This window comes from Mycolicibacterium psychrotolerans, from assembly GCF_010729305.1.
GTDB classification, from domain to species: domain Bacteria; phylum Actinomycetota; class Actinomycetes; order Mycobacteriales; family Mycobacteriaceae; genus Mycobacterium; species Mycobacterium psychrotolerans.
The window spans coordinates 4,840,070-4,859,578 of sequence record NZ_AP022574.1; the positions used below are offsets into that span (position 1 = coordinate 4,840,070).

General features: G+C 68.2%; 17 protein-coding genes and 1 other RNA gene. 6 read left to right on the forward strand and 12 right to left on the reverse strand.

Features of this window, described 5'->3' with window-relative positions; translation table 11 throughout:
* Positions 1 to 193: 193 nt before the first annotated feature.
* Both G6N45_RS23500 and ssrA read right to left on the reverse strand, forming a co-directional pair.
* The gene (locus G6N45_RS23500; RefSeq protein WP_163725465.1) at positions 194 to 547 is read right to left on the reverse strand and encodes a hypothetical protein; all 354 of its coding nucleotides are present in this window, start codon (positions 545 to 547) and stop codon (positions 194 to 196) included.
* A gap of 328 nt (positions 548 to 875) precedes the next feature.
* Positions 876 to 1,244, reverse strand: a transfer-messenger RNA (tmRNA) gene (gene ssrA, locus G6N45_RS23505).
* 380 nt (positions 1,245 to 1,624) lie between these two features.
* On the opposite strand from ssrA, the gene G6N45_RS23510 reads away from it, so the two are divergent.
* The gene (locus G6N45_RS23510) at positions 1,625 to 2,776 is read left to right on the forward strand and encodes an IS30 family transposase (RefSeq protein WP_246229178.1); all 1,152 of its coding nucleotides are present in this window, start codon (positions 1,625 to 1,627) and stop codon (positions 2,774 to 2,776) included.
* 2 nt (positions 2,777 to 2,778) lie between these two features.
* Here G6N45_RS23510 and G6N45_RS23515 read toward each other — a convergent pair whose 3' ends face one another.
* The 8 genes from G6N45_RS23515 to prfB all read right to left on the reverse strand — a co-directional run bounded on the left by G6N45_RS23515 (position 2,779) and on the right by prfB (position 10,722).
* On the reverse strand, positions 2,779 to 4,947 hold the full coding sequence (locus tag G6N45_RS23515; RefSeq protein ID WP_308207131.1) for a putative bifunctional diguanylate cyclase/phosphodiesterase: 2,169 nt from the start codon (positions 4,945 to 4,947) through the stop codon (positions 2,779 to 2,781).
* Positions 4,948 to 5,124: 177 nt separating this feature from the next.
* Positions 5,125 to 5,970, reverse strand: coding sequence for a DMT family transporter (locus G6N45_RS23520; protein ID WP_163728958.1), 846 nt, complete (start codon positions 5,968 to 5,970; stop codon positions 5,125 to 5,127).
* Entirely contained in the window at positions 5,967 to 6,464 is a 498-nt protein-coding gene (gene smpB, locus G6N45_RS23525; RefSeq protein WP_163725479.1) for an SsrA-binding protein SmpB, read from the reverse strand. The genes G6N45_RS23520 and smpB overlap by 4 nt, the downstream gene beginning before the upstream one ends.
* Before the next feature lie 2 nt (positions 6,465 to 6,466).
* A complete protein-coding gene (ftsX, locus tag G6N45_RS23530; protein WP_057146572.1) occupies positions 6,467 to 7,363 on the reverse strand; it encodes a permease-like cell division protein FtsX in 897 nt (298 codons plus the stop codon).
* Positions 7,363 to 8,052, reverse strand: coding sequence for a cell division ATP-binding protein FtsE (gene ftsE / locus G6N45_RS23535; protein WP_048417437.1), 690 nt, complete (start codon positions 8,050 to 8,052; stop codon positions 7,363 to 7,365). The genes ftsX and ftsE overlap by 1 nt, the downstream gene beginning before the upstream one ends.
* A 52-nt stretch (positions 8,053 to 8,104) precedes the next feature.
* A complete protein-coding gene (locus G6N45_RS23540) occupies positions 8,105 to 8,626 on the reverse strand; it encodes an Rv3103c family proline-rich protein (RefSeq protein WP_179965229.1) in 522 nt (173 codons plus the stop codon).
* Positions 8,623 to 9,600: a mechanosensitive ion channel family protein gene (locus G6N45_RS23545; protein WP_057146573.1), complete on the reverse strand. Its 978-nt coding sequence runs from the start codon at positions 9,598 to 9,600 to the stop codon at positions 8,623 to 8,625. Before G6N45_RS23545 ends, G6N45_RS23540 begins: the two co-directional genes overlap by 4 nt.
* 3 nt (positions 9,601 to 9,603) lie before the next feature.
* Positions 9,604 to 10,722 (reverse strand): peptide chain release factor 2, encoded by a 1,119-nt coding sequence (gene prfB, locus G6N45_RS23550; protein ID WP_163725482.1) that lies wholly within the window; start codon positions 10,720 to 10,722, stop codon positions 9,604 to 9,606.
* Between the two features lie 135 nt (positions 10,723 to 10,857).
* Between prfB and G6N45_RS23555 the strand changes: the two genes are divergently transcribed.
* The gene (locus tag G6N45_RS23555; RefSeq protein WP_163725488.1) at positions 10,858 to 12,243 is read left to right on the forward strand and encodes an FAD-dependent oxidoreductase; all 1,386 of its coding nucleotides are present in this window, start codon (positions 10,858 to 10,860) and stop codon (positions 12,241 to 12,243) included.
* Here G6N45_RS23555 and G6N45_RS23560 read toward each other — a convergent pair.
* The gene (locus tag G6N45_RS23560) at positions 12,223 to 12,558 is read right to left on the reverse strand and encodes a hypothetical protein (RefSeq protein WP_163725493.1); all 336 of its coding nucleotides are present in this window, start codon (positions 12,556 to 12,558) and stop codon (positions 12,223 to 12,225) included. The two genes, G6N45_RS23555 and G6N45_RS23560, sit on opposite strands and share 21 nt — an antisense overlap.
* Positions 12,559 to 12,581: 23 nt before the next feature.
* Between G6N45_RS23560 and hisN the strand changes: the two genes are divergently transcribed.
* From hisN to G6N45_RS23580, 4 genes are all read left to right on the forward strand, one after another.
* Entirely contained in the window at positions 12,582 to 13,370 is a 789-nt protein-coding gene (hisN, locus tag G6N45_RS23565; RefSeq protein ID WP_163725512.1) for a histidinol-phosphatase, read from the forward strand.
* A gap of 158 nt (positions 13,371 to 13,528) precedes the next feature.
* Positions 13,529 to 14,911, forward strand: coding sequence for an acyl-CoA dehydrogenase family protein (locus tag G6N45_RS23570; protein WP_163725515.1), 1,383 nt, complete (start codon positions 13,529 to 13,531; stop codon positions 14,909 to 14,911).
* Between the two features lie 33 nt (positions 14,912 to 14,944).
* Positions 14,945 to 16,156: an acyl-CoA dehydrogenase family protein gene (locus G6N45_RS23575; RefSeq protein ID WP_057146578.1), complete on the forward strand. Its 1,212-nt coding sequence runs from the start codon at positions 14,945 to 14,947 to the stop codon at positions 16,154 to 16,156.
* Positions 16,157 to 16,186: 30 nt separating this feature from the next.
* Positions 16,187 to 18,280, forward strand: coding sequence for a molybdopterin dinucleotide binding domain-containing protein (locus G6N45_RS23580; RefSeq protein ID WP_163725518.1), 2,094 nt, complete (start codon positions 16,187 to 16,189; stop codon positions 18,278 to 18,280).
* A 5-nt stretch (positions 18,281 to 18,285) separates the two neighbouring features.
* Here the strand turns inward: G6N45_RS23580 and G6N45_RS23585 are convergent, their stop codons facing one another.
* Positions 18,286 to 19,509: a glycosyltransferase gene (locus G6N45_RS23585; protein WP_163725520.1), complete on the reverse strand. Its 1,224-nt coding sequence runs from the start codon at positions 19,507 to 19,509 to the stop codon at positions 18,286 to 18,288.

The following is a 19,509-nucleotide window of genomic DNA, read 5'->3' on the forward strand; positions in this document are numbered from 1 at the left end:
GGCAAAGGGCGACCGGTTCTGCTGTCTCGATTGTCTGTACGGCCTCCATCCTGAGCTGCAGGACGGCGGTTGGTGAGTCCGGCCCTACGTCGGGTTCTCCGACCGGGTGGACACAACGTGACCCGAGGCAGTCGCGCCTATGGGTGCGGCGGCTAGCTGTCCGTCGCCTCGGGTCGACGCTGCACCGTCCGCCTCAGTCGAGCTGGTCGACCTCCTCCTGGTATTGATTCATGAACTCCGCGAGCTGCGGGCCGACGAAGGCCTCGGCGATTACCATCTGATCGACGATCAGCCGTGTGCGTGCCATCTGTCGGCGGAATTCCTTGGTATGACGGACCGCATCGAGTTGTTCGTCGGTCCCTCGCACAACAATGAAGCCGTTGAGGTGTGCGTGCGGCCCTAGAAGGGTCACGTCGAAGCTCGCGATCTTGCCTTCCTTCTGAAGGCCACCCCAGTACTCCATCGAGTCTTCGTATATGCGCAGTGCGCGCTTCTCCCGCCCTCGCACTACTTCACCGAACCCGATGAAAAGAGCTGCGTCAGCCACTGGCTTCTCCTTTCTGCTTGGACACGGCCCGCCCTCGGCTGAGGGGCGGAGCGCGTCGAACCGAACGCTACGCCGCCTGCCCCACGAGAACTCACACTGTGACGTGTTGGAACCTTGCGTTCGACAGCACATGGGACGCCGCTGCCAGCAAACTTTGAGTGCCGCCACGGCTGGGCGTGCGCTGGGCGTGCACACGGCCCGCGCAAGTGGGCGGGTACCTCTTTGGCTGCTCCGTGAAGGCCGATGCACCGAAGGCGGTGAGGAAGCACCGGGATGGTCTAGGGAGACAAAACAGGCCAGGGCTTGTGGCCCTGGCCTGCTTATTCGGTTGTGGAGCTGCCGGGAATCGAACCCGGGTCCTACGGCATTCCCTCAAGGCTTCTCCGTGCGCAGTCCGCTATGTCTCTACTCGGATCTCCTGATCACGCGAACAAGTCAGGAAGACGATCCCAGTCGCTGTTTGATGTCCCCACGGGTCCCGCGACCGAACCCGTGGGTGGGTCCCTCTAGCTGATGCCAGGGTCCGGGCCGAGGGCGCTCCCGGTCTGACAGACACACCGTCGCTTAGGCAGCGAGGGCGTAGTCGCGCTGATTGGAATCGGCGCTTAATTGGTTGCAACGACGCTTACGGTGGTCATTTGCCTGCACCGGCACGCTTCCCTTGATTCGATGCGCGAAGTCGAAACCGTTCAGCCCCTCGCACCCCTGCCGACCATCAGCAGGAAGGTCCATACTACCGGCCGGTTCAACACACGCCAGCAGATTTTTAGTCCGCCGAGTGTGCGTCCAGGGCGGAAACTTCTGCTCAGACTCAATCGGTCGTTGCAGCACCTGATTCGTAAGGGGTGTTGTTCGATGGGGTTTCGCAAGCAGGGCAGCAAAGAGGTGCCCGGGCCGGCACGCGAGGTGTTTCTGGAGGCGTTGAGGTCGGGGTTGTCGCAGTCGGCGGCGGCGACGGTGGCCGGGGTGTCCCATCAGACGGGCTGTCAGTGGGCCGGTGCCGCCGGGATCGCTGCCGATAACCGGCATCACGGGCTGCGGTATTCGGCGGCGGCGCGCGCGGTGTTCTGGGCGGCGATGCATTCCGGGGGATCGACAACTGAGGCGGCCCTGCTGGCCGGCGTGTCGGAGAACGCCGCGCTGCGCTGGGTCAAACAGGCTGGGTACGTGCCCAGAACCCCCGTGCTTGCCGTGGTCGAACCCGACCGATCGCAGCGCCCGCGCGCCGTTGGCGTTCACCGAACGCTGCCGGCTCGAGGAGTTGCTCGAGACCGGTTACACCCCCGAACGGGCGGCCGGGCTGCTGCAGCGTCATCGCGACACGATCGGTCGCGAGCTCGTCCGCGGGCGACCGGCTCGGGGTATCGGGCCCGGGTCGGCCAGGACGTCGCCGAGCAGAAACGCACACGACCCAAACCACGGCGGCTGGAGTCGCGGCCTGCGTTATTGGCAGAGGTTCTGCAAGGCTTGGAGCACAAGCACAGCCCCGAGCAGATCGCGGGCCGGCTGCGCCAGGACTTCCCCGACGATCCGGAGATGTGGGTGTCACACGAAACGATCTACCAAGCCCTCTACGTCCAACCCCGCGGCGAGTTGGCCCGGCTGGTCAAGACCGCGCTGCGCACCGGTCGGGTGCGACGAAAACCACACGGCCGCAACACCGCTGACGGCCGAGGCAAGATCCGCGACATGATCAACATCAGCGAGCGGCCCGCTGAGGCCGCCGACCGCGCGATCCCGGGCCACTGGGAGGGGGACCTGATCCTGGGCAGTACCGCCTCAGGCTCGGCGATCGGCACCCTGGTCGAGCGCACCACCGGCTTCGTGGTGCTGCTGCACCTGCCCGATGACCGCACCGCGGCCACCCTGGCCGAGGCGATGGCGGTCAAGATTCCCGACATTCCCGAGATCCTGCGCCGCTCGTTGACCTGGGATCAAGGCAGCGAAATGGCGCTACACACCAAGATCACCGAAGCCACCGGACTACCGATCTACTTCTGTGACCCGCACAGCCCCTGGCAGCGCGGCACCAATGAGAACACCAACGGACTGCTGCGCCAGTACTTCCCCAAAGGCACTGACCTGTCGTTTTACGGGCCCGGATGGCTTGACCAGGTCGCCGCCGAACTCAACGCGCGACCCCGCAAACGCCTCGGCTGGCGGACCCCCGCCGAAGAACTCGACCGACTACTCTCAGACCCGTCCACATTCGCTGCAGCGACCGCCTGAATTCAAGCTGCGTCGAGCCGCCCTGGACGCACAATCGGTGCCAGATCGCCGTATTCGGCCACGATGTCAGCGATCGGCGCGGGGCGACCGAACAGGTGTCCCTGCGCGAATCGGCAGCCCGCCGCCAGGATGGTGGCGGCCTGCTCGGGCGACTCGATGCCCTCGGCGATCACGTCCAGGCCGAGGTCGGCGCACAACCCGACCACCGAGCGGTACAACGTCAGATCGCGGGCGGCCACCGATCCGACCGCGAGACTGCGATCGAGCTTGACGATGCCGACCGGCAGCGCGTGCAGGTAGGTCAGCGAGTTGTAGCCGGCGCCGAAGTCGTCGAGCGCGACCCGGACCCCAGTGGCGTTGAGGCGTTCGATCTGCGCCGCGGCGTCGGCCAGGTCGACGATCGGCAGCGTCTCGGTGATCTCGAGGACGAGCCGTTCGGGGTCGATCCGGCAGGTCGAGAGGGTGCTTCGGACGTCGTCCTCGAAGCCGGGGTTGCCCAACCGGGCGGCACCGACGTTCACGTGGATGTCCACGTCCAAACCGGAGGCCGCGACCTCCTGACAGGCCAGGCGCAGCACCAACCCGTCGAGCGCCGCCCCCAGGCCCGCGGCTTCGGCGGCCGCGACGAAGGTCTCGGGCGGGATCTGGATCCCGTTGGGCGCGGTCCAGCGCGCCAACGCCTCGACCGCCACCAGCGTCTCGTCGGGCAGTCGCACCACCGGCTGGAAGCACAGGCTGAAGCCGGCGGGCACACCGTCGGCAGCGCTGCGCAGCGTGGTGGCGAAGTCGGCCCGCACCCCCGCCGAGGGTTGATACACCACCGCCGTGTTCTTGCCCAGCCGCTTGCCCGCGTACATCGAGATGTCGGCCTGGCGCAGAAGATCGTCGGACGTGAGGGCACTCGGCCCGACATCCGCGCGCACCAGCCCCATGCTCGCGCGCACCCGCAGTGACGACCCGTGCAGCAGGAACGGATCGCGCAGCGCCACCCGGAGCCGGTCGGCAACCACCTCGGGGTTCTGCCTCTCCCCGTCGATCAGGATCGCGAACTCGTCGCCGCCGATGCGGGCCAGCGTGTCGGCGTCGCTGACGCACCGCCGCAGGCGCTCCCCCACGGCGCACAGCAGGTCGTCTCCGGCGGCATGGCCGAACCGGTCGTTGACGTCCTTGAAGTCGTCGAGGTCGACGAAGATCAGCACGAACCGACCGTGGTTCATCGCCTCTTGTAGCCGCTGGGCGAACAACAACCGGTTGGGCAGACCGGTCAGGGAGTCGTGCAGCACCTGATGGGCCAACCGGCGTTGCGCGTCATAGAGCCGACGCGTCAGCAGCCGCTGCTGCCCCATCGCGACGACCTGCCGCGCAGCGACCAGTACGACCATCGCCACCGTGGTCCCCACCACCACCGGCCCCAGCACATTGCCGGTCAACACGTGGAACGCCAGCAGCACCGTGATGCCGAGGAACCCCGAGTACGGCAGGACCAGCTGCGTCCAGTCGATCAGTCGCGACCCCTGCGTCTCCGGTGCAGACGGCTCCCTGTCCCGCATGGACAGCGCGACGAACAGCGGCCCGAGGGCGAGGCCGAGCTCGCCCCAGAGCGTGGCGCTGTCGAAGCCGACCGCGCCGAAGTACGCGATGATCCTGTCGGACGCCGCGATCAGCACGAGGCCGCTGCCCAGTTGCAGGTAGTTCACCCGGTAGGGGTGCTCGGCCCGGTAGACCATTCCGGTCACCGCGCCGACGACGACCAGCACGAGTTCGGCGACGCCATAGGACATTTCGACCACCGGGTGCCCCGACCGCGGGAACGACGTGGTCGACACCGTGCCGAGACCGAAAATCATCAGGATCGCGAACGACGTCGCCGCCACCATGCCGTCCAGCAGGGTCAGGACGGCGGCATGCCTCATCGAGCCGTCCTCGGGTAGGCCGACCCGGCCGCAGGTGCGCGCCAGCACGACCACCGAGGCCAGTGCGAGAATCGGGAACAGCCAGTACAACGTCACCCAGACCGGCGCCCACTTCCCGTCGGCGAGCCACCAGACGAGCTGGCCGGCGAGCACGGTTCCGACGGCGCCGACCGCGAGCAGGCGCCACCACCGCGCGACACCGTGAACGCGGCGCGACTCGAACAGCCCGTAACGACGGCACCGATCCCCGAGCAACACTGCGCGACGGCGGCGATCCAGTGGGCGGTCTGCTCACCCCAGGGCGCGAATGAGTTGACCGTCAGCAGCAGCGTTGCTGTGACGACCAACGCGACGCGCAACCGGAAGCCCGTGCCGCCATCCCCTTCACTCGCCGACGAACGTCTCCGGCCGTCGAGTTGCCCCTCATGACGGTAACTAACCGACGGCGATCATCGCGACGGAAGCGAACGCGAAGATCATCCCGGCGACCTGACCCCGGGTCACCCGCTCGCGCAGGACGACCACCGCGAGCAGGACCGTGGCCGCCGGATACAGCGCGACCAGCACACCGGTCAGCGACAGTAGCGAGGACTGCAGGGCGAGCAGGGTGGCCGTGTTCGCCACGGCGTCGAGGACCCCGGCGAGTAGCGCCAGCCGCATCGGCACGCCCCGCTCGACCACGAAGTTCGCGGTCAGCACCGCGGCGAACGCGACGATGGCCGTGGCCGCCAGCCGACCGAACACCAGGGGCCACAGGCCGGCCTGGACGGGGACCTGGTCGAGGATGACGAAGTTCAGACCGAACGCGACACCGGATCCGATCGTCAGCCAGGCCACCTTGACGGTGAACCGGTGCGGCCGGACATCCTCATCGCCTGCCTGGCGGCTGACCATCACCACCGCGACCAGCGCCAGCAGCACCCCGCACGCAGCGAGCGCGCTGGGTCGTTCGCCCAGCGCCACACCGACGCCGACGGGGACCCCGGCGACCAGCACCGACGTCAGCGGCGACACCACCGAGATGGGACCCGACCCGAGTGCGGCGTAGAACCACCACACGCCGAACGCCTGACCCACCCCAGCCAACAGCCCCCACCACACGGCCGGTGCGCTGAGCTCACCGCCGACGGGGACCGCGATGACCGTGAGCAGGATCAGCGCCAGCGGGTAGGACAGCAGCACCACCCGCAGCGCGGCGATACGGCGCGAGGCGTAGCCGCCGACGAAGTCGCTGACGCCGTAACCCAGCGCCGCGATGAGTGCGCTGAGGACGCCGGTCAGGAGGTCATGCCCTTGACGCGTCGTCCCAGCTCTCGGGTGACCTCACGTTCGGCGTCCCGGCGGGCCAGGTCCTGACGCTTGTCGTGGGCCTGCTTACCGCGGGCCAGCGCCAACTCGACCTTGACCCTGCCGCCGGTGAAGTACAGCGACAGCGGCACCAATGTCAGGTTGCCGTCGCGGGTCTTGCCGACCAGCGTGTCGATCTCCCGGCGGTGCAGCAGCAGTTTGCGGTTGCGCCGCGGGGCGTGGTTGGTCCACGTGCCGTGGTGATACTCGGGGATGTGCAGGTTGCGCAGCCAGATCTCGCCGTCGTCGACGGTGGCGAACGCGTCGGCCAGCGAGGCCTGCCCCTCGCGCAGGCTCTTCACCTCGGTGCCCATCAGCGCGACGCCCGCCTCGAAGGTCTCGAGGATCGCGAAGTTGTGCCGCGCCTTACGGTTGGTGGCGACAACCTGGTTGTTGGTGTCCTTGACGCCTTTCGCTTTCTTGGCCACGGCTACCGCCGCACATAGAGGCGCAGGGTGACGTACGAGGTGATCCCCGACATCGCCAGGCCGAGGAACAGCATCCACGGAGCGCTGTAGTAGAGCACGTCGGCGTAGTCCACCCTGGCGATGAGGTTCGCCTGATAGAACTGGTCGAGCGCGCTCTCCAGGAACAACGCCCGCACCGCGATCAGCCCCGCGATGGCGATCAGCACCCCGACGAACGCCGCGAGCATCGCCTCGAGCAGGAACGGCAGCTGGGTGTACCAGCGGGTGGCGCCCACCAATCGCATGATGCCGATCTCGGTGCGCCGGGTGTAGGCCGCGACCTGGACCATGTTCGCGATCAACAGAACCGCGCCGATGGCCTGCACCAGCGCCACCGCGAACGCCGCGTTGCTGATGCCGTCGAGCACCGCGAACAGGCGGTCGATCAGGTCCTTCTGGTTGAGGACGTTCAAGACGCCCGGCTGGCCGATCATCGCGTCGTCGAAGTCCTTGTGCTGCTCGGGATCGTCGAGCTTGACGACGAACGACGCCGGGAACGCGTCCTTGCCTGCGACGTCCTTGTACTGGGGGAACTTGCGGATCGCGTCGTCGTAGGCCTCGTCGCGGTTGAGGAAGCGCACAGACCGCACGTCCTGGCGGTCCTCGATCGTCTTGCGCAGCGCCTTGCACGGGTCCGCGTCGCACGTCGGATCGTTCGCCGAGACGTCGTTGGTGAGGAAAACCTGGCTCTCCACCCGATCGAGGTAGATCGCGCGGGACTGGTCGGCCAACCGCACCACCAGCAGGCCGCCACCGAACAATCCGATCGAGATCGCGGTCGTGAGCACCATCGCGACCGTCATGGTGACGTTGCGGCGAAGCCCGGTGAGGACTTCGTTGACGAGGAAGCCGAAGCGCACTAGCGATCCATTCCGTAGACGCCGCGCTGTTCGTCGCGAACCAGCCGGCCGAGTTCGAGTTCGACGACCCGCTGACGCATGGAGTCGACGATGTGGTGGTCGTGGGTGGCCATCAGCACCGTGGTTCCGGTGCGGTTGATCCGCTCGAGCAGATCCATGATGTCCTTGCTGGTCTCCGGGTCGAGGTTGCCCGTCGGTTCGTCGGCCAGCAGCACCAGCGGCCGGTTGACGAACGCCCGCGCGATCGCGACGCGCTGCTGCTCGCCACCGGACAGCTCGGCGGGCAGGCGGTTGGCCTTGCCGGACAACCCGACCATCTCGAGCACGTCGGGCACCACCCGGTTGATGGTGTCGGCCCGCTTGCCGATCACCTCGAGCGCGAACGCGACGTTCTCGAAGACCGTCTTCTGCTGCAGCAGCCGGAAATCCTGGAACACGCAGCCCATGACCTGGCGCAGACCCGGGATGTGCCGGCCGGACAGCTTGTTGACGTGGAACTTGGAGACCCGGATGTCGCCGGACGACGGATGCTCCTCGGCCAGCAGCAGGCGCATGAACGTGGACTTGCCCGACCCGGACGGGCCGATCAGGAAGACGAACTCACCCTTGTCGATCTTGACCGAGACGTTGTCGAGCGCCGGCCGCGCCGACGACTTGTACTGCTTGGAGACATGGTCGAGGGTGATCATCACGGCACGCCAGTGTAGCGGGGAGGCGCGCAGGCACCGCGGTGCTGCCGACTCACAGGGGAGGCGTCGCAGTCGTCACCGGCGGCACGCCGGGCGGGGCGACCGTGGTGGGCGCCAGCGTCGGCGGTGCCTGGGTGAACGTCTGCGGGCTCAGCGGCCCCGGCCCGTCCGGGTCGATCACGGTGGTGCTCGGGGCACCCGGCGCGGTGCCGTCGGTGCTGGTGGGCGACGTGGTTTCCGAGGGCGGCGACGTGGTCGTCGGAGCCGGGGTGGTGGTGCTCGTCGTGGTCGTCGTGGTGCGGGTGGTGGTCTCCGGCGCGCGGGTCTGCACATTGGTCCGCGGCACCCACGTGTAGTTCGGATCGGGCACGAAGCCGGGCGGCACCACCTGCGTCTGGTCGGCCGGTTTCTCCGACGACGCGGGCTGAAAGCTCTGATTCACCCAGAACAGTGCGACGAACGCGAGGATCAGCGCCGCCGTCGACGTCCGCATCCGGCCGCCGAAGATGTAGTTGGGCCAGCCGCGGGTGCTGCCCGGGCGCTTCGGCGCCCAGATCCAATCGGTCCACTTCATCGCTGCGACTCCGGTTGGGGCGGCGCTTCCTTGGCCGCGTCGTCGGATCGGGCGGGATGCGGGATCGCCGCGACGACGGGCGATGCCATTTCTCCGGGCGCGACGATCCCGGCGCGGCGCAGTGCGCGCACCACCAGCACGCGCAGCCGCCGCCCGACCTCGAACTGCTTGCCCGGCAGCGTGCGTGCCACCATCCGCAGATTCACCGTGTCCAGTTCGATGCTCTCCACGCCCATCAGCTGCGGCGCGTCGAGCAGCAGGTCCTTGAGCTGGGCGTCGTCTTTGGCATTGTCGGCCACGCCGTGCAGCACGTCGTTGACCGCGTTGAGGTCGGCGGCCACCGGGACCGGGATGTCGATGACCGCCCTTGCCCAGTCCTTGGACAGGTTGACGGTCTTCACGATCTGCCCGTTGGGGATCGTGTACATCTCCCCCTCGGCTGAACGGAGCTTGGTGACGCGGAGCGTGACGTCCTCGACCGTGCCCTCGGCGGGCAGAGCGATTCCGGCGACGGTCAGCGCGACCAGGTCACCGAACCCGTACTGCTTCTCGGTGATGATGAAGAAGCCCGACAGCAGGTCCTGCACCAGCCGCTGCGCGCCGAAGCCGAGCGCGGCGCCGATCACGGCGGCGGGCGCGACCAGGGAACTGATCGGGATCGCGAGGATGTCGGTGATCTGCACCAGCACCATCACCAGCAACAGGCCCACGGAGACGTAGGAGATCACCGACGCCACCGCTTGCCGGTGTTTGGCGCTCTCCGAGCGGACCAGCTGATCGCTTTCCTGGTATTCGGCGTCGATGTGCCGGGTGATGCGCTTCGCGGTCCAGTTGATGAATCTCGCCGCGAGCAGAGCGCCGATCAGCAGCAGCCCGATGCGTACTCCGCGGTCGAGAATCCACACGCCGATGTCACCGCGCCAGAAGCCGTGCCACCGGGACGCGAGGTCGAATGCAAGAAGCGTGTTGGTCAAGGGCTAGTCGCTGTCATCTTTTCTGTTGCGCCACCGGATACCGGCCTCCAGGAAGCCGTCGATGTCACCATCAAGCACCGCTGCTGGATTTCCGACCTCGTACTCCGTGCGCAGATCCTTCACCATCTGGTACGGGTGCAGCACATAGGAACGCATCTGGTTCCCCCAGGAGCTGCCGCCGTCGCTCTTGAGGGCGTCCATCTCGGCCCGCTCCTCTAAGCGCTTGCGCTCCAACAATTTCGCCTGAAGCACACGCATTGCCGACACTTTGTTCTGCAACTGCGACTTCTCGTTCTGGCAAGTCACGACGATACCGGTCGGGATGTGGGTCAGTCGAACGGCGGAGTCGGTGGTGTTCACCGACTGACCGCCGGGTCCGCTGGAGCGGTACACGTCCACCCGCACGTCGGCTTCGGGTATGTCGATGTGATCAGTGGTCTCGGTGACCGGCAGCACCTCGACTTCGGCGAAGGACGTCTGCCTGCGGCCCTGGTTGTCGAACGGGCTGATGCGCACCAGGCGGTGGGTGCCCTGCTCGACCGACAGGGTGCCGTAGGCGAACGGCGCGTGCACGGCGAACGTCGCGCTCTTGATGCCGGCTTCCTCGGCGTAGGAGGTGTCGTAGACCTCGACCGGATACTTGTGCTGCTCGGCCCACCGGATGTACATCCGCATCAGCATCTCCGCCCAGTCGGCGGCGTCGACCCCGCCGGCGCCCGATCGGATGTTGACCAGCGCCTCCCGCTCGTCGTACTCACCCGAGAGCAGGGTGCGGACCTCCAGCGCCTCGATGTCCTCGCGCAGTTGCCGCAGTTCGGCGTCGGCCTCGGCGGTAGCAGAGTCACCTTCTGCCCCGGCTTCCTCACTGGCCAGCTCGTAGAGCACCGGCAGATCCTCGACGCGCTGGCGCAGTTCCTCGACCCGGCGGAGTTCGTTCTGGGCGTGCGACAGATCGCTGGTCACCTTCTGCGCCCGCACCTGGTCGTCCCACAGCTTCGGGTCGGAGGCCTCCTGTTCGAGATTCGCGATGCGACCGCGAAGCGCCTCGACGTCGAGCACACGCTCCACCGTGGTGAGCGTGGCGTCGAGGGCGGCGATGTCGGCTTGACGATCAGGATGCACGGGAGATCAGGTTACCGGTCCGCGCGTTCGCCCCGGTCCACGCCGAGCGCGTTCTAGCATCGGGAGGCAACCCTCGTCCGGCCGCGTCGCGACAGCCCCCTGCGCGTGGCCGGGCAGCGACAGAAGGCAGCCCATATGCCCCCTTTGCGTCCCTATCACGTCGCGATCGTCGGCTCCGGACCGTCCGGGTTCTTCGCCGCGGCCTCGCTGCTCAAGGCCGCCGGATCCGGCGACGACCCGGCGCAGCGCGACATCCGTGTCGACATGCTCGAGATGCTGCCCACGCCGTGGGGCCTGGTGCGGTCCGGTGTCGCACCGGACCATCCGAAGATCAAGTCGATCTCGGCGCAGTTCGACAAGACCGCCGCCGATCCGCGTTTCCGGTTCTTCGGCAACATCGTCGTCGGCGACCACGTGCAGCCCGCGGAGCTCGCGCAGCGCTACGACGCCGTGATCTATGCCAACGGTGCGCAGTCCGACCGGCCGCTGGGCATTCCCGGGGAAGACCTGCCGGGCAGTGTGGCCGCCGTCGACTTCGTCGGCTGGTACAACGCGCACCCGCACTTCGAGGCGATGACACCGGACATCTCGTCCGGCCGCGCCGTCGTTGTCGGCAACGGCAACGTGGCGATCGACGTCGCACGCATCCTTGTCAGTGACCCCGACGTGCTCGCGGCGACCGACATCGCCGACCATGCGCTGGATCTGCTGCACGATCGCGGCGTCGAGGAGGTGCTGGTCATCGGCAGGCGCGGCCCGCTGCAGGCGCCGTTCACCACGCTGGAGCTGCGCGAGCTCGGCGACCTCGAGGCCCTCGGTGACGTCGACGTGGTCATCGACCCCGCCGACTTCGCCGACATCACCGACGAGGACCTCGAGGCCGCGGGAAAGACGGTGCGCAACAACATCAAGGTGCTGCGTGGCTACGCCGAGTTGGAACCGCGCGGAGCCAAGAGGCGCATCGTCTTCCGCTTCCGCACGTCGCCGATCGAGATCAAGGGCGACGGCAAGGTGGAGTCGATCGTGTTGGGCCGCAACGTTCTGGTCCGCGGTGCCGACGGCCGCGTCTCGGCGCGCGACACCGGCGAGCGCGAGGAGGTGTCCGCGCAGCTGGTCGTCCGTGCGGTCGGATACCGCGGGCTGCCGATGCCCGGTCTGCCGTTCGACGAACGGTCGGGCACCATCCCTCACACGGGCGGGAAGGTGCAGGACAGCCACAACGCTTACGTCGTGGGCTGGATCAAACGCGGTCCGACCGGCGTGATCGGCAGCAACAAGAGCGACTCGCAGGAGACCGTGAACACCCTGCTCGCCGATCTGCGCGCGGCGGAGCCCACGGACCTGGGTCCCGACCGTGCCGAACAGGTGGAGCGGTGGCTGCTCGAACGGCAGCCCAAACTCGTCACCAACGATCACTGGAAACTCATCGACGCGCACGAGCGCACGGCGGGCGAGGGCTCCGGGCGGCCGCGGGTGAAGGTGACCAGCGTGGAGGAGCTGCTACGGATCGGGCACGGGTGAGGGGGCGAACGCCCACTTCTCGGGATTGCCCGGCGAGTACACGACGTCGATGAGCTGACCCATCGTGGGCCAGGCGTTCACGTCGACGACCATGCGCGTGTAGACGGTGTACTCGTTGACCGTCGGCCCGTTGATGACGCCGGTGATGGTGGCGTACTGCTCGCCGGTCATGTCGACCGGACGCGGGCTGACGCCGGTGACCAGCAGTGTTCCCGGCACCCAATCGTTGCCCGCGCCGCGCCTTCGCATGATCCACGGGGCCGCGACGAGCACGATGGCACCGATGATGAGCAGCATGATCGCGAGTTCGGCCACACCGCCATGGTAGGACGGCACGTATGAGCACCCACTCCCCTGACGTGGCCGACGACCTGGCCCTGGCCCTCACGCTGGCCGGGGAAGCCGATGCGCTGACGATGCAGCGCTTCGGCGCGGTGGACCTGCGCGTGGAGACCAAGCCCGACATGACCCCCGCCACCGACGCCGACCTCGATGCCGAGACGCTGTTGCGCGACCGGCTGGCCGAGCACCGCCCGGCCGACTCGGTGTTCGGCGAGGAGTTCGGCGGGACCAGGGAATTCACCGGCCGTCAGTGGGTGGTCGATCCGATCGACGGCACCAAGAACTTCGTCCGCGGCGTGCCGGTGTGGGCGACGCTGATCGCCCTACTCGTCGACGGCGTTCCCGAGGTCGGCGTCGTCAGCGCGCCCGCCCTGGCGCGGCGGTGGTGGGCCGGCCGGGGTCAGGGCGCCTTCGCCTCGTTCGCCGGCACCCCACGCCCGATCTCCGTCTCGGCCGTCGCCGACGTCGGTTCGGCCAGCCTGTCGTACTCCGACCTGACAACCGGGTGGGATGCGGCGCGCACGACGTTCGTCGAATTCACCGACACGGTGTGGCGGGTGCGCGGCTACGGCGATTTCTGGTCGTACTGCCTGGTCGCCGAGGGAGCTGTCGACATCGCCGTGGAGCCGGAGGTCAAGCTGTGGGACCTCGCGCCGCTCGACATCCTGGTTCGTGAGGCAGGCGGCCGCTTCACCGATCTCGCCGGGAATCCGGGCCCGCACGGCGGCAGCGCGGTGGCCACCAACGGCCTGCTGCACGACGCGGTGCTCGCGGCGCTGCCCTGACGTCTGCGAAGTTTGCCGCACACCCCGGCGAACGGTCGGCGACGATGTGAGGTGCGCAACAGATCAACGGACCTTACTCAATAGTCAGTTCCGATACCTTACTCTGGAGTCAGTTGCGCATCTGCGTTTCTCCGACACCACCTGAGGGCAGCCGACCAATGACGAACACTCTGCCGTCCAAGCGATCCGGCCACGAAAGTGCCGTCGGGCTGCACAAGCACAAGAGGTCTGCGACCGACATCGGAATCGCCCTGCTCACACCGCTGCTCGGGCAGGAGTTCCTGGACAGGTACAACCTGCGGGACCCGCTCAACCGGGGCCTGAAGTACGGCGTGAAGCAGGCGTTCTCCGCCGCAGGCGCCTCCACGCGTCAGTTCAAGCGCATCCAAGGCATCGGCAAGCCGGCGACCCGCCTGAAGGCCAGCGGCTCCGACTACTTCGATCTGACCCCCGACGACGACCAGAAGATGATCGTGCAGACCGTCGAGGAGTTCGCCGAGGAGATCCTGCGGCCGGCCGCCCATGACGCCGACGCGGCCGCGACCTATCCCCCGGACCTGATCGCCAAGGCGGCCGAACTGGGCATCACCGCGATCAACATCCCGGAGGACTTCGACGGCATCGCCGAACACCGGACCACGGTCACCAACGCGCTCGTCGCGGAAGCCCTGGCTTACGGCGACATGGGCCTGGCCCTGCCGATCCTGGCGCCCGGCGGCGTCGCTTCGGCCCTGACCCACTGGGGCAGCGCCGATCAGCAGGCGACATACCTGTCCGAATTCGCCGGCGAGAACGTGCCGCAGGCGTGTGTCGCCATCGCCGAACCGCATCCGCTGTTCGACCCGACGGCACTCAAGACCACCGCGGTGCGCACGCCGAGCGGGTACCGGCTCGACGGGGTCAAGTCGCTGGTGCCTGCGGCGGCCGACGCCGAGGTGTTCATCATCGCCGCGCAGCTCAACGGCAAGCCGACGCTGTTCGTGGTCGAGTCGTCCACCGCCGGGCTCACGGTCACACCGGATCCGAGCATGGGCATCCGCGCCGCCGCGCTGGGCCGGGTGGAACTCGACAAGGTCACGGTGCCGCTCGGCGCGCGATTGGGCGCGGATGTCTCCGAGGCCGAACTCGACAGGAATTACTCCGAGGCGATCGCACTGTCCCGGCTGGGCTGGGCCGCCCTGGCGGTCGGCACCTCGCATGCGGTTCTCGACTACGTCGTCCCCTACGTCAAGGAGCGCGAGGCGTTCGGTGAGCCGATCGCACACCGGCAATCGGTGGCGTTCATGTGCGCCAACATCGCGATCGAGCTCGACGGTCTGCGACTGATCACGTGGCGGGGCGCGGCGCGTGCCGAGCAGGGACTGTCGTTCGCGCGCGAAGCCGCCCTGGCCAAGAAACTCGGCACCGACAAGGGCATGCAGATCGGCCTCGACGGCGTCCAGCTGCTCGGCGGCCACGGCTACACCAAGGAACACCCGGTCGAACGCTGGTACCGCGACCTGCGGGCTCTCGGCGTCGCCGAGGGTGTCGTCGTTCTCTGACAAGCAGCCCTTCTCTAGGAAAGCGGGACGATCATGGCGATCAATCTGGAAATGCCGAAGAAGCTGCAGGCGGTCATCGAGAAAGGCCACCAGGGTGCGGCCGAGATGCTGCGGCCGATCTCGCGCAAGTACGACCTGCGAGAGCACGACTACCCGGTCGAGCTCGACACGCTGGCCACCCTCTTCGAGGGCATCTCGGAGGCGAACACGATCTCGTTCGCCGGCGCCGAGGCGTTCCAGCGCGACGGGGACGGGCCCAAGGGAAACATCAACGGTCCCAACATGTCCGCGCTCCTCAACGCCCTCGAGGTGAGCTGGGGTGACGTCGCGCTCCTGCTGTCGGTGCCCTACCAGGGTCTCGGCAACGCCGCGATCTCGAGCGTGGCCACCCCCGAGCAGCTCGAGCGGCTCGGCAAGGTGTGGGCCGCGATGGCCATCACCGAGCCGGGCTTCGGCTCGGACTCCGCGGCGGTGTCGACGACCGCCAAGCTGGACGGCGACGAGTACGTCATCAACGGCGAGAAGATCTACGTGACCGCCGGATCCCGCGCCACCCACATCGTCGTGTGGGCGACGCTGGACAAAACCAAGGGCCGCGCAGCCATCAAGTCGTTCATCGTGCCGCGCGATCATCCGGGTGTCACGGTGGAGCGGCTGGAGAACAAGCTCGGCATCAAGGCCTCCGACACCGCCGCGATCCGGTTCGACAACGCCCGCATCCCCAAGGAGAACCTGCTCGGGAGCCCCGAGATCCAGGTGGACAAGGGGTTCGCCGGTGTGATGGAGACCTTCGACAACACCCGGCCGATCGTGGCCGCGATGGCCGTCGGTGTCGCCCGCGCCGCGTTGGAGGAACTGCGCAAGATCCTCACCGAGGCCGGCATCGAGATCTCCTACGACAAACCGGCGCACGCGCAGAGCGCGGCCGCCGCGGAGTTCCTGCGGATGGAAGCCGACTGGGAGGCCGGCTATCTGCTGACCGTGCGTTCGGCGTGGCAGGCCGACAACAAGATCCCGAACTCCAAGGAGGCGTCGATGGGCAAGGCCAAGGCCGCCCGCGTCGGCACCGACATCACCCTCAAGGCGGTCGAGATGGCAGGCACCACCGGCTATTCCGAGCAGACCCTGCTCGAGAAGTGGGCCAGGGACTCCAAGATCCTCGACATCTTCGAAGGCACCCAGCAGATCCAGCAGCTCGTGGTCGCCCGCCGGCTGCTCGGCCTGTCCTCGGCCGAACTGAAGTAGCGCGCGCGCACCGCTTGTTACGGTGCGCGGGTGGAACACCGCATCACCTGTCCGCTGTGTGAGGCGATGTGCGGTCTGCGGGTCACGGTGTCGTGGGACGACGCATTCGCCGAGGCGGAGCGGCTGTTGCGCCCGGTCCTCGATCGTCACGGCGCCGAAGCTCTCGCGGTGTATCTCGGCAATCCGGTGGCGCACAACGTCGGTCTGGCCACCTATGTCGGCGCTCTGGTAGGCCTCGCCGGAGCGGCCGGAATGCGCGCCTACTACACCCCGGGCACGGTCGACCAGTGGCCGCTCAACGTGGTGAGCGCACTGCTCTTCGGCGGCATGTGGAACGCCCCCATTCCCGATCTCGACCGCACCGATCACTTGATCATGCTGGGCGCCAACCCATCTGCCTCTCAGGGCTCGATGCTCTCGACACCCGACATCATGGGTCGGCTCGCGGCGATCCGGGAGCGCGGCGGCACCGTCGTCGTCGTCGATCCGCGCAGAACCCAGACCGCCCGCCGCGCCACCGAATGGGTGCCGGTCCGCCCGGGCACCGACGCTCTACTGCTGTTCGCGATCCTGCACACCCTCGCCGAGCGCGGCGACATCCGATACCCGGAACACCTGCGCCACATGGTCGACGGACTCGACGACGTCATCGCGCTGGCCGCACAGTTCCCTCCCGACCGGGTCGCGCCCACCACGGGCGTGCCCGCCGAGACCATCCGCCGGCTGGCCGCGGGCCTGGCTGACGCGCAGAATCCGGTGCTCTACAGCCGGATAGGTTCCTGCACACAGGAATTCGGCACGTTGGCGACATGGTTGGTCTTCGTCCTCAACGTCGCCCTCGGCGCGGTCGACCGGCCCGGAGGTGCGCTGTTCCCGAAGGCGGCCGTGTGGTCGCCGATGTTCATGAAGCCACCTGACCAGGACGGCCCGGGATGGCGGTTCGGGCGCTTCCACAGCAGGGTGCGCGGCGCCGCCGAGGTGTTCGGACAGTTCCCGGTCAGCTGTCTGGCCGAAGAGATCGACACTCCCGGGGACGGCCGACTCCGGGCGTTGATCACAGTCGCCGGCAACCCCGCGGTGTCGTCACCCGGCGCCCGCCGCCTGCAGGCGGCCCTGCCGGGACTGGACGCGATGATCTCGATCGACAACTGGCTCAACGAGACCACCCGGCACGCCCACGTCATCCTGCCCGGGCTCTCCCCGCTGGAACGCCCGCACTGCGACGACCTGTACTGGATGTACTCCACGGCGTCCTGCGTCAAGTGGTCGGACCCGGTGCTGCCGCCCGACCCGGACCGGCCGTCCGAATGGGAGATCCTCCTGCGCCTGGCCGGCGCGGTGCTCGGCACGCCGCTTCCCGAGGTCGACGTCGGCGCCATGGACGATCTCTACACCCAGGGAATCGTGTTCGCCGCCAGTCAATCCCGTGATACGCCGCTGTGGGGTCGAGAGCCCGCCGAGGTGTTCGCCGCTCTGGAGGGAGGTGGCCCGGAGCGGCTGATCGACCTCGGCATCCGGGTCGGTCCCTGGGGTGACGACATCGGGCGTCGCCCCGGCGGCCTCACGCTGGAGGCGGTGCGCGCCCACCCCGACGGGTTGCGGCTGGGTGAACTCGAGGGCGGGCGACTGGCGGAGGTCCTCACGACGCCGTCGGGACGCATCGAGTTGACGCACCCGATGCTCGCCGACGACGTGGCCCGGCTGGCCGACCGTGTCGACCGCCGCGCCGACGGGCTGCTGTTGACCAGCCGGCGCCATCTGCGGTCGAACAACTCCTGGCTGCACAACGTCGCCGCCCTCATGCGTGGACGGGACCGCTGCACGCTGCTGATCAACCCCGTGGATGCCGCTCGGCACGGCATCTCAGACGGCGCCGTGGCCGAGGTGTGCACGGCCGAGGGCGCCGTCCGGGTGCCCGTCGAAGTGAGTGACGAGATGATGCCCGGTGTGGTGTCGATGCCGCACGGGTGGGGACACGGGTTGGACGGGACGCGACTGGGTGTCGCGAACGCGCACCCGGGCGTGAACGCCAACCTGGTGAATCCCCCTGAGCTGATTGACGTCCCGAGCAGCACGCAGGTGGTCAATGGGGTGCCGTGCCAGATCCGCCCGGTGGACAGCTGAGGGGCTCAGCGCCTCATCAGCTGCTCGAAGAGATCCGCGGCGCGGGCGACGCCTCCGGTGGCGAGGAAGCCCTCGGCGACCCTGGCGGCACCGGGGCCCATCGTCATCGCCTCGTGAATCTTGCGGCGCAGCCGGGGCACGGACAACCGCCGGGCCGGTAGCCGCGTCCCGCAGCCCGCGACCTCGGCCCGCCGCGCGACCTCGAACTGGTCCCGTCCGTACGGGACCACGCACACCGGCACGCCACGGGCCAACGCGCGTTGGGTTCCTCCCATCCCCCCGTGGGTGACGGCGCACACCGTCCGGGCCAAGACCAGATCGTGGTCGACGAACCGGCGGATGGTCACGTGGGGGCGGTCGGTCATGTCCTCCGGAGCCCCGGCGGGCAGCGTGGCCACCACGTCGACCTGGTCGTCGACCAGCGCGGCAACGGCGGCGCTCACCAGGGCCGTGTCGTTCTGCCGCTCCGACGACGTCGTCACCAGGACGATGGGCCGGTCGATCGCCGACAGCCACTCCGGTGCGTCGACCGCGACTGGATCGGGAACGCAGGGACCGATCATCTGCACGGTCGGTCCCCAGTCCCCCGGGTATTGAAACGGGGTGCCGGTCGCGAGGAACAGCAGTGGCGCGCGACGCAGGAAGGCATCGAGTGATGCGACGGGCCGGGCGCCCAGCTGGGCGCGAATCGCGTTGACCGCCTTCACCGCCGGCCGCTGCAGAGGCCGGTTGACCACGGTGCGGACCGCGGCGTCGCGCCACCGGCCGACGACGCCCGGTACCGGCCGAAGGCCCAGCCCGAACGGAGGTACGCCCTCGACATCGAGGGCCGGCGTGTAGGGCGAGAAGCTGGCCCACGGCAGACCCGCGGCGTCGGCGACCGTCTGCGCTCCCCAGCAGTTGACGTCGATCAGCAGGCCGTCGGGTCGGACCTCGGCGATCGCGACGTGCAGATCACCCACTTCATAAGGCGCGCGGCGGCTGAAGGCCGACACCGACAGCCGCAGTGCTGACACCGGATTGGATGCCCTCCAATCGTCCATCTCGACGGCTTCGATGCGCGGATCGATGGGAGCGGCCGAGAAGCCCTGCGCACGTGCAGTTTCCACGCCGCCAGCAAGTGTGCGCAGGTGCACTCGGTGACCACGCGCGGTCAGCTCGGCCAGCAGCGCGCTCATCGGCAGTAGATGTCCCAGGGCGGGCGACGTGTAGGCGAGGATCGTGGACAT